This is a genomic window from Amycolatopsis sp. NPDC102522, from assembly GCF_055584485.1.
This window is the reverse complement of sequence record NZ_JBVJLY010000005.1, coordinates 318,004-328,998: the sequence shown is the minus strand read 5'-3', so window position 1 is coordinate 328,998 and position 10,995 is coordinate 318,004. Positions and strand designations below refer to the sequence as shown.

The following is a 10,995-nucleotide window of genomic DNA, read 5'->3' as shown; positions in this document are numbered from 1 at the left end:
TCGCGGATGTCAGCGCGGGCCGAACTCGTCGTCGATCAGCGCGAGGAGGTCGTCCGGGGACGCGGCGTCGAGGTCGGCGGTGGCGTGCGCGGGCTTCTTCGCCGCCCAGGCCGCCACCAGCCGCTTCAGCCGCCCGTCGATCTCCGCGTCGCCGGGGTCTGCGCCGTCGAGCAGGGCTTCGAGCCGGGTGATCTGTTCGGTCACCGCGGCACCGGCGCCGGTCTCGGGGGCGAGTTCGGTCTGGAGGTACTTGGCCAGCGCGTCCGGCGCCGGGTAGTCGAAGACGACCGTCGTGGGCAGGGTGAGGCCGGTCGCGGCGGCCAGCGCGGTCCGGAACTCGACCGCGGTGAGCGAGTCGAACCCGAGGTCGAGGAAGCCGCGGCCGGGGGCGATCGCGGCCGCCCCGGCGTGTCCGAGTACCGCCGCGGCCTGTCCGCGCACCAGGTCGAGCAGCGCGCGTTCCTGGTCGGATTCGGCCAGTCCGGCGAGCCTGACCCGCAGTGCGCCGGCGTCGGCGGCCGCGGCGGTGCGGCGGACCGCGGGGACCAGGTCGCGCAGGACCGGCGGGAGCTGTCCGGCCGCGGCGAGACCGTCTCGATCGAGTTTGACCGGGACCGACGCGGCCACGTCCGCAGCCAGCGCCGCGTCGAACAACGCCAGGCCTTCGTCCGTGCTCAGCGCCGGGAAACCGTTGCGGCTCAAGCGTTGCCCGGCTTGGGTGCCCAGCGCGCCGCCCATGCCGTCGGCCCAACGGCCCCAGGCCAGTGACCGGGCGGGCAGGCCGAGCGCGCGGCGGTGCACGGCGAGACCGTCGAGGAAGGCGTTGGCGGCGGCGTAGTTACCCTGTCCGGCGTTGCCGAGGACCCCGGCGGCCGAGGAGAACAGGACGAACGCCGCGAGCTCGTGGCCCTTGGTCAGTTCGTGCAGATGCCAAGCGGCGGCGGCCTTCGGGCCGAACACCGTCGCGAGCCGTTCCGGAGTGAGCGCGCCGACGAGACCGTCGTCGAGGACACCCGCGGCGTGCACGATCCCGCTCAGCCGGGGGATCCCGGCCAAGAGGCCTTCGACAGCGGCACGGTCGGCGACGTCGCACGCTTCGACGCGGACGTTCGCACCGAAAGCCTTCAACTCGTCGGACAGCTCGGTCGCGCCAGGGGCGTCCGGGCCGCGTCGGCTGGTGAGAACCAGTTCCTGGACGCCGTGCGCCTGGACCAGGTGCCGGGCGAGGTGGGCACCGAGTCCACCGGTACCGCCGGTGACGAGCACCGCTCCCCCGGCCAAGGTCGGGGTCTCTGCGGCTTGAGAGCGGACCAGCGTCAACTTCGGCGCGTACAGCTTGCCTTCACGCAGCAGCAGCTGGTCTTCGCCGGTGGCCAGTGCCTTGCCGAGCGTCGTCGTGTCGCCATCGCCGTCCACGAGGACGAACCGGCCCGGGTTCTCCGACTGCGCCGCGCGCACCAGGCCCCAGACCGCGGCGGCGGCCGGATCCGCACCGTCCTCTTCGGACAGTGCGACGGCACCGGCGGTCAGCACGACCAGGCGGGCGGCTTGGGACTCCTGCAGCGCGGCGAGAACGGTCGCGGTCGCCGTCCGTGCCGCGTCGGCCACGTCACCCGCGGGTTCGGCGAGTTCCAGGACGACTGCTTCGGGCGGCTCAGCGCCGACGTCCTCAAGACGGGCCCACGACGTTTCGCCGTCGCCCACCGGAACCGGCGACCAGACGATCTGGTGGAGCGACTCGCTCGGCTCCGTCACGGCGGCCGGGCGCTCGCCGAAGGTCACCTCGGCTGACAGCACCGGGGCTCCCGCGAGGTCGAACACCGCCAGTTCCCCCGCCGGGCTCAGATGCGCCCGGACGGTGGTGGCACCGGTGGCGTGCAGGGTCACGTTCCGCCAGGCGACCGGCCAGCCGCGTTCGGCCAGGACCGGGTCGAGCAGGCTCGGGTGCAGGCCGTACAGCTGGGCGCTGTCGTCCGGCAGGGTCAGCTCGGTCAGGGTGTCTTCCGGGGCCTGCGGCGCCGGAGCCGGGGTGGTGACCAGGAATCCGGTGCCGTGCCGCTGCCAGCCCGCGCCGGTCCGAGTGTGGACCGAGACCGGGCGGCGGCCGTCGTTCTCGGCGCCGACGGAGACCTGGACCTCGCGGTCCCCGGACAGCGGCGCCTCGACGGCGAATTCGGCGAGAGTGCCCGCGCCGACCTCGTCACCGGCGCGGATCGCCAGTTCGACGAGCAGCGTGTCCGAGGGTTCGGCGGGCAGAACGCCGGTGCACAGGACCGAACCGTCGTCGGCCGAGGTCACGGCGGAGGCCAGGACCGGATGGCGCAGGCCGCCGGCGACACGCGCCATGGCGGGCTCGCGCAGCCAGTACCGCTCGTGCTGGAAGGCGTAGGTCGGCAGGTCGATCACGCGCGGCTTCGCGGGGGCGAAGAACGCGGGCCAGTCGACGTCGATCCCGCGGACGTGCAGGCGGGCCAGCGCGGTGACCGCGGTCTCCGGCTCGTCCTTCTCGTCGCGCAGGGCCGGGATCGCCTCGCCGGACCCCGCGGCCAGCGCCGAAAGCACCGCCGCCGGGCCGATTTCGAGGAAGGTGGTCACGTTTTCGGCCGAAAGGGCGGTCAGCGCGTCGGCGAACCGGACCGGTTCCCGCACGTGCCGCACCCAGTACGCGGGGTCGGTCAGATCAGCCCGCTCGGCGACGGTCGACACGATCGGGATCCGCGGTTGCGAGAACGACAGTCCCCGCACCACGGCGGCGAAGTCGTCGAGCATCGGGTCCATCAGCGGCGAGTGGAACGCGTGGGAGACGTCGAGCCGCTTCACCTTGCGGCCACGGGCTTCGAGCGCCGACGCGGCGGCGAGCACCGGTTCCTCGGCGCCCGAGAGCACGATAGCGTCCGGGCCGTTGACCGCCGCGACGGCGACACCGTCGAACTCGGCGACCTCGTCTTCGGTCGCCTGCACGGCGACCATCACGCCGCCTTCGGGCAGCGCCTCCATCAGCCTGCCGCGCGCTTCGATCAGTTTCGCCGCGTCTTCCAGCGAGAACACACCCGCGATGTGCGCGGCGGCGATCTCGCCGATCGAGTGCCCGGCGACGAACGCGGGCCGCACACCCCACGACTCGAAGAGCCGGTAGAGCGCGACTTCGAGGGCGAAGATCGCGGGCTGGGCGGTGCCGGTCCGGCTCAGGTCGCCATCGAGCGGGAGCAGCGCGGCGACCTCGTCGTAGGCCTTGGCGAACGCGGGGAAAGCGGCGTGGAGACCGCGTCCCATTCCGGCGCGCTGCGAGCCCTGGCCGGTGAACAGGAACGCGAGGCGCCCGGGCGCGGGTTCGCCGGAGGCCAGCGTCCGCAGTCCGGCGCCGGGCTCGCCGACGACGACCGCGCGGTGCGCGTGGTGAGTACGGGTGGTCGCCAGCGAGAAACCGGCGTCGGCCGTGTGCTCCACAGTGGATAGACGGGAAGCCTGTGCGGCCAGCGCCTCCGGAGTGCGTCCGGAAAGCAGCAGGGGCACCACGGGCAGCGACTGCGAAGGCTCCGGCTCGGCTTCGGCCGGGGCCTGTTCGAGGACGACGTGGGCGTTGGTGCCGCTGATGCCGAACGACGACACCCCGGCGCGGCGCGGGCCACCGGTCTCCGGCCACGGCGTCCGCTCGGTGAGCAGCGCGATGTCGCCGGTGGTCCAGTCGACGTGCGGGGTCGGCTCGTCGACGTGCAGGCTCGCCGGGACGACACCGTGGTTCATCGCCTCGACCATCTTGATGATCCCGGCGACCCCGGCGGCGGCCTGCGTGTGCCCGATGTTGGACTTGACCGAACCGAGCAGCAGTGGCCGCTCGCGGTCACGGCCGTAGGTGGCCAGCAGCGCCTGTGCCTCGATCGGGTCGCCCAGCGGCGTGCCCGTTCCGTGCGCTTCGACGACGTCCACAGTGGACGATTCGACTCCGGCGTTCGCCAGCGCGGAACGGATCACGCGCTGCTGCGAAGGTCCGTTGGGGGCGGTAAGACCGTTGGACGCGCCGTCGGAGTTGACCGCCGAGCCCTTGACGACAGCGAGGACGCGGTGTCCGTTGCGGCGCGCGTCGGAGAGCCGCTCCAGCACCAGGATTCCGACGCCTTCGGCCCAGTTCGTGCCGTCGGCGGCCCCGGCGAACGGCTTGCAGCGGCCGTCCGGCGCCAGTCCGCGCTGACGCGAGAACTCGACGAACATGTCCGGCGACGCCATCACGTTGACGCCGCCCGCCAGGGCCAGCGTGCACTCCCCCGACCGCAGCGACTGCGCGGCCAGATGCACCGCCACCAGCGAAGACGAGCAGGCGGTGTCGACGGAAACCGCCGGGCCTTCCAGCCCGAGCGCATAGGCGACGCGGCCTGACACGACGCTGCTGAAGGACGCGGTACCGAGGAATCCTTCGACCTGCTCGGGAATCGCGCTCAGCCGCGAGATGTAGTCGTTGGACAGCGCCCCGGCGAACACCCCGGTGCTGGTGCCGCGCAGAGAACCCGGGTCGATACCGGAGCGCTCCAGCGCCTCCCACGCGGTCTCGAGGACCTGGCGCTGCTGCGGGTCCATGGCCAGCGCCTCACGCGGCGAGATCCCGAAGAACTCGGCGTCGAAATCGCCCGCGTTGTAAAGGAAAGCACCTTCGGATGCGTAGGTGGTACCGCGGTGGTCGGGGTCCGGGTGGAACAGCGAGTCCAGGGGCCAGTCGCGGTCGGCAGGGAAGTCCCCGACGCCGTCGCGGCCCTCGGCGACCAGCTGCCAGAGCTCGGCGGGTGAGGTGACGTCGCCCGGGTACCGGCAGCCCATCCCGACGATGACGATCGGATCGTCGTGGATACCGGACCCGGCCGCGACGGGGGTGATCGCGACCGGGGCCGGCGTCTCGTCCCCGACGAGTTCGCCGCGCAGGAAGACCTTCAGCGCGTCGGGTGTCGGGTGGTCGAAGACGAGTGTCGCGGGCAGCCGGAGGCCGGTCGCGGCGCCGAGACGGTTGCGCAGTTCGACCGCGGTGAGCGAGTCGAAGCCGATTTCGTTGAAGGCGCGGGTCGCGGCGATCCCGGCCGCGTCGGCGTGACCGAGGACCAGCGCGACCTCGCGGCGCACCAGGTCCAGCAGCAGTTCGTCGCGGTCCGGGGCGGGCAGCCCGGCGAGTTTGCGCCGCAGTTCGCCCGCCTGCTCGGCGGTGGCGGTCTTGGCCTTCGCCCGGCCGGATCCACCGACCAGCCCGCGGATCAGCGGCGAGATCGGGGCGTCGCTGCCGCGGACGGTCGCGCGGTCGAACTTGAGACCGAGCAGGACGGCGTGATCGAGGCCGACCGCGCGGTCGAACATCGCCAGGCCCTCTCCCGCGTCGATCGGCGGGAAACCGCTGCGGCGCATGCGTTCTTCGCCCGCGTCGCCGAGCTCGCCCTTCATGCCGCCGGACCACAGGCCCCACGCGACGGACTGCGCCGCGAGACCTTCGGCGCGACGACGGGTGGCGAGGCCGTCGAGGAAGGCGTTGGCGGCGGCGTAGTTGCCCTGACCGGGGTTGCCGAGCACGCCGGCGGCCGAGGAGAACTGGACGAACCAGCGCAGCGGGAGATCCGCGGTCAGCTCGTGCAGGTGCCAGGCGGCGTCGGCCTTGGGGGCGAGGACACGGTCGAGGCGTTCGGGGTTCAGCGCGTCGATCGGGGCGTCGTCGAGGACACCGGCCGCGTGGACGACGGCGGTAAGCGGGTGCTCGCCGGGGATGGCGGCCAGCAGCGCGGCGACGGCGTCGCGGTCCGCGCTGTCACACGCGGCGATCGTGACGGTCGCGCCGAGAGCCTTCAACTCGGAGGACAGCTCGGAAGCACCGGGGGCGTCCGGGCCGCGGCGGCTGGTCAGGAGCAGGTGCCGGACGCCGTACTCGGCGATCAGGTGCTTGGCGAGCATCGCGCCGAGGCCACCGGTACCGCCGGTGATCAGGACGGTGCCCTCGGGGTCCGGGCCGCGCGGGATGGTGAGCACGACCTTGCCGATGTGCTTGGCCTGGCTGAGCAACCGGAACGCCTCGGGCGCGCGGCGGACGTCCCAGACGTGACGCGGCAACGGCTTCAGGACGCCACTCGCGAACAGGTCCAGCACTTCGGCCCACATTCGGGAGAACTGCTCGGGGCCCGCTTCGATGAGGTCGTAAGGCCGGTACTCGACGCCGGGGTGCTGCGCGGCGACCTCGCCGGGGTCGCGAAGTCCGGCCTTGCCCATCTCCAGGAACCGGCCGCCGCGCGGCAGCAGCCGCAGGGAGGCGTCCACGAAGTCGCCGGTGAGCGCGTCGAGGACGACGTCGACGCCGCGTCCTTCGCTGGTGGCGAGGAAGTGCTGCTCGAAGTCGAGAGTGCGGGAGTTGGCGATGTGACCGTCATCCAGTCCGGCTTCAGTCAGCACGTGCTGCTTCGTGGGGCTCGCGGTGCTGTAGACCTCGGCGCCGAGGTGGCGGGCGATCTGGATCGCCGCCATGCCGACGCCGCCGGCGCCCGCGTGGACGAGGACGGACTCCCCCGCCTTCAGCCCGGCGAGTTCCTTGAGGCCGAAGTAGGCGGTGAGGAACACCAGGGGTACGGACGCGGCTTCCTCGTCCGTCCAGTTCTCCGGAATACGCGCACACATCGAACGCTGCGCGGTGGTGATGGAGCCGATGCCGCCGATCGCGACACCCATGATCCGGTCGCCGGGCACCAGATCGTCCACTTCGGACCCGACTTCGAGCACGACACCGGCGATTTCGTTGCCGAGCGGGCCGGGCTCGCCCTCGAACATGCCGAGGACGTTGAGCGCGTCGCGGAAGTTGAGCCCCGCGGCTCCGACAACGACCCGGATGTGCCCGGGTTCAAGGGGTTCCAGGGCCTGGGGGCAGGGTTCGAGGCGCAGTTCGTCCAGGGTGCCGCGACCGGCCATGCCGAGGCGCCACGCGGGTTCGGCGGGCGGGCTGAGTTCGTCGGTGCCGGGGACCGGGCCGAGGCGCAGGGCTGCGAAACTGCCGTCGCGCAAGGTCAGCTGGGGTTCACCGGTCGCCAGCGCGGCGGCGAGTTCGGTGTCGGTCAGGTCGCCGGTCTCGGTGTCGACGAGGACGACCCGGCCGGGGAGTTCACTCTGCGCGGAGCGGCCGAGGCCCCAGACCGCGGCGGCGGCCGGATCGACGCGACCGGGACCGATCGCGGCGCAGGTGACGACGACGAGTTTCGCGTCGGCGAACCGGTCTTCGGTGGAGAACTGCTGGAGGACTGCGAGGACCTCGCGGGTGGCGATACGGGCGCCCGCCGGGTCGGTGAACACCGGGAGCACGACCACCGGCGGCACGCCGCCGCCGACCCGCCCGTGGTACGCCCACTCGACCTGGGCCGGGTCGGCCGGGGTGGGCACCGGGGTCCAGTCGAGGCGGAACAGCGAGTCGAGGCCAGGGGTCGCCGTGGTGACGGGGGCGAGTTCGCGCAGGGTCAGGGAACCGATGGTGACGACCGGGGCTCCGGTGCCGTCGGCGGCGCGCAGGGTGACCGCACCGGACGCGGCGGGCGTGAGCTTCAGCCGCAGCGCGGACGCGCCGGTGGCGTGCAGGGTGACGTCCTGCCAGAGGAACGGCAGTTTGGCGCCGCCCGGTTCCTCGCTCATGAGGCCGATCGCGTGCAGACCGGCGTCCAGCAGCGCGGGGTGGAGGCCGAAGCGCTCGACGTCGGCCTTCGCGATGTCTTCCGGAAGGGCGGTTTCGGCGAAGATCTCCTCGCCGAGGCGCCAAGCCGCCTTGAGTCCCTGGAAGACCGGGCCGTACTCCAGACCGGCGGCGGCGAACACCGGGTAGACGTCGGTGAGATCCACAGGGACGGCGTCGCGCGGCGGCCACTCGGCCAGGTCGAAGTTCGCGGCCGGGGGCTGCGGGGCCAAGGTGCCCGAACCGTGCAGCGTCCACGCGCCTTCACCGGCGCGGGAGTACACGGCGACGGCGCGCCGGCCGCTCTCGTCCGGGCCCGCCAGGACGACCTGGACGTCCAAAGGACCGGCCAGGACCATCGGCTCGCGCAGGGTGAGTTCTTCGAGGTGCGCGCAGCCGGCTTCGTCACCGGCTCGCAGCGCGAGTTCGACCAGGGCGGTGCCGGGGACGATGACGGTGCCCGCGACGGCGTGATCGGTGAGCCAGGGATGGGTGGACGGCGAGATCCGGCCGGTCAAGACGACTCCGGCGCCGTCGGCGAGCGGGACGGCCGCGCCCAGCAGCGGATGCGCGGCGTCGGCCAGACCGAGCCCACCCGGGTCGCCCGCGCTGTGACCGCCGCGCAGCCAGTAGTTCTCACGCTGGAACGGGTACGTGGGCAGATCGATCGTGCGGGCACCGGTGCCCTCGTGGAACGCGGTCCAGTCGACGCGAGCGCCGCGGACGTGCAGTTCGGCGAGCACGGTCATCGCGGTCCGCGCTTCGGGGCGGTCCTTGCGCAGCACCGGGACGGTGAGGATGCCTTCGGGCGGCAGCGTCCGCGCGACCATGCCGGCCAGCACCGAATCCGGGCCGATCTCGACGAACCGGGAAACTCCTTCACCGCGCAGGAAGCCGATCCCGTCGGCGAACCGGACGGGCTGCCGGACGTGCCGCGGCCAGTAGCCGGGAACGGTGACCTCGTCCGGTCCGGCGAGGCGACCGGTCACGTTCGAGACCACGGGGATCGACGGCGTCCCGTGCGGGGTTTCTTCGGCGATGGCGCCGAATTCGGCGAGCATGCCGTCCATGCGCGCGGAGTGCGACGCGTGGGAGATGTTGAGCCGCTTGACCTTGCGGCCGCGTTCGGCGAATTTGGCGGCCAGCGCTTCGGCTGCGGCCTCCTCACCGGACACGACGATCGAGTCGGGGGCGTTGAGCGCGCCGATGGCGAGACCGTCGGTCAGTTCGGCCGCGACCTCCTCCTCGGTGGCCTGGATGCCGATCATCGCGCCACCCGGCGGCTGCGCCTCCATCAGACGGCCGCGCGCGGTGATCATCCGTGCGGCGCCCGCCAGGTCCCAGACCCCGGCGACGTGGGCCGCGCCCAGTTCGCCGGCGGAGTGCCCGACGACGTAGTCCGGCCGCACCCCCCACGACTCCAGCAGCCGGAAGAGCGCCACTTGCAGCGCGAACATCGCGGGCTGGGCGAAGGTCATCCGGTCGAGCAGCTTCTGGTCGTCACCGAAGACGACGTCGGCCAGCGGGCGATCGAGGTGGGTGTCGAGTGCGGCGCACGCCTCGTCGAAGGCGGCGCGGTAGGCGGGGAAGGTGTCGTAGAGCTCGCGGCCCATGCCGCAGCGCTGGGCGCCCATCCCGGAGAACAGGAACGCGGTCCGCCCGAGCAGCGGTTCGCCGGTGACGACACCGGGGGCGGGTTCGCCCTCGGCGAGCGCGGTCAATCCCGCTTTGAGGTCTTCCGGGGTACCGACGATCGCGGCACGTGACTCCAGCGCGGTCCGCGTGGTGGCCAGCGACCAGCCGAGGTCGAGCGGGTCAACAGTGTCTACTGTGGACAGAAGCTGCGCGGCCGCGGCCTTCAGCGCGGCGGGACCACGAGCCGAAAGCGGCCACGTCTGGACCGCGGGCGGAGTCCGTTCCGGCTCGGCGTCCTCGCTCGCGGGAGCCTGCTCCAGGATGACGTGCGCGTTGGTGCCGCTCATGCCGAAGGACGACACCCCGGCGCGGCGCGGCCGGTCGCCGGTGTCCCACGGCTTCGGTTCGGTGAGCAGTTCGACGGCCCCGGCCGCCCAGTCGACGTGCGGGGAGGCCTCGTCGACGTGCAGTGTGCGGGGCAGCACACCGCGACGCATCGCCTCGACCATCTTGATGATCCCGGCGGCCCCCGCGGCGGCCTGGGTGTGCCCGATGTTCGACTTGACCGAGCCGAGCCACAGTGGGTTTTCCCGCTCACGGCCGTAGGTGGCCAGCAGCGCCTGCGCCTCGATCGGGTCACCGAGGGTCGTGCCGGTGCCGTGCGCCTCGACGGCGTCGACGTCGGCGGCGGTCAGCTTCGCGTTCTTCAGCGCGGCACGGATGACGCGCTGCTGGGCCGGGCCGTTGGGCGCGGTGAGGCCGTTGGACGCGCCGTCCTGGTTGACCGCGGAACCCTTGATGACGGCGAGGATCCGGTGGCCGTTGCGGCGGGCGTCGGACAGCCGCTCCAGCAGGAGCATGCCCGCGCCCTCGGACCAGCCGGTGCCGTCGGCCCCGGCGGCGAAAGCCTTGCAGCGCCCGTTCGGCGCCATGCCGCGCTGCCGCGAGAACTCGACGAACGTCTCCGGCGTCGCCATCACCGTGACCCCGCCGGCCAGCGCCAGCGAGCACTCCCCCGACCGCAGCGCGTGCGCCGCGAGGTGGACCGCGACCAGCGAAGACGAGCACGCCGTGTCGATGGTGACCGCCGGGCCCTCCAGTCCGAGGGTGTAGGCGAGACGGCCCGAAAGCACGCTGTTGGCCGAGCCGGTGCCGAGGAACCCTTCCACCTCTTCGGATCCGCCGCCGAACCCGGAGACGTACTCACTGCGCATGGCCCCGGCGAACACCCCGGTGGCGCTGCCCTTCAGCGCGGCCGTGTCCAGCCCCGCCCGCTCGAACGTCTCCCAGGTGACCTCCAGCAGCAACCGCTGCTGGGGGTCCATCGCGAGGGCTTCCCGCGGCGAGATGCCGAAGAAGCCCGCGTCGAATTCCCCGGCGTCGTGCAGGAATCCGCCCTGGTCGCTGTAGCTCGTGCCCCGGTGTTCCGGGTCCGGGTGGTAGAGCCCGTCGGTGTCCCAGCCCCGGTTCGCCGGGAAGCCCGTCATGCCGTCGCCGCCACCGTCGACGAGGTCCCACAGTCCTTCCGGCGAGGTGACCCCGCCCGGGAACCGGCAGGCCATGCCGATCACGGCGAGGGGTTCCGAGCCGCTCTCCTCGGCTTCTCGCAGACGGCGCCGCGTCTCACGCAGTTCGGCGGTCAGTCGCTTGAGGTAGTCGAGCGTCCGCTCGTCGGTCGTCATGACGGTGGT

The 10,995-nt window shown here is 72.7% G+C and carries 1 protein-coding gene; it reads right to left on the bottom strand.

Annotated elements, in window-relative coordinates; translation table 11 throughout:
- Positions 1-9 precede the first annotated feature (9 nt).
- Positions 10-10,986 carry an SDR family NAD(P)-dependent oxidoreductase gene (locus ACZ6YV_RS16535; RefSeq protein ID WP_465510380.1) on the bottom strand — a complete coding sequence of 3,659 codons (10,977 nt, stop codon included), beginning with the start codon at positions 10,984-10,986 and terminating at the stop codon, positions 10-12.
- Positions 10,987-10,995 lie beyond the last annotated feature (9 nt).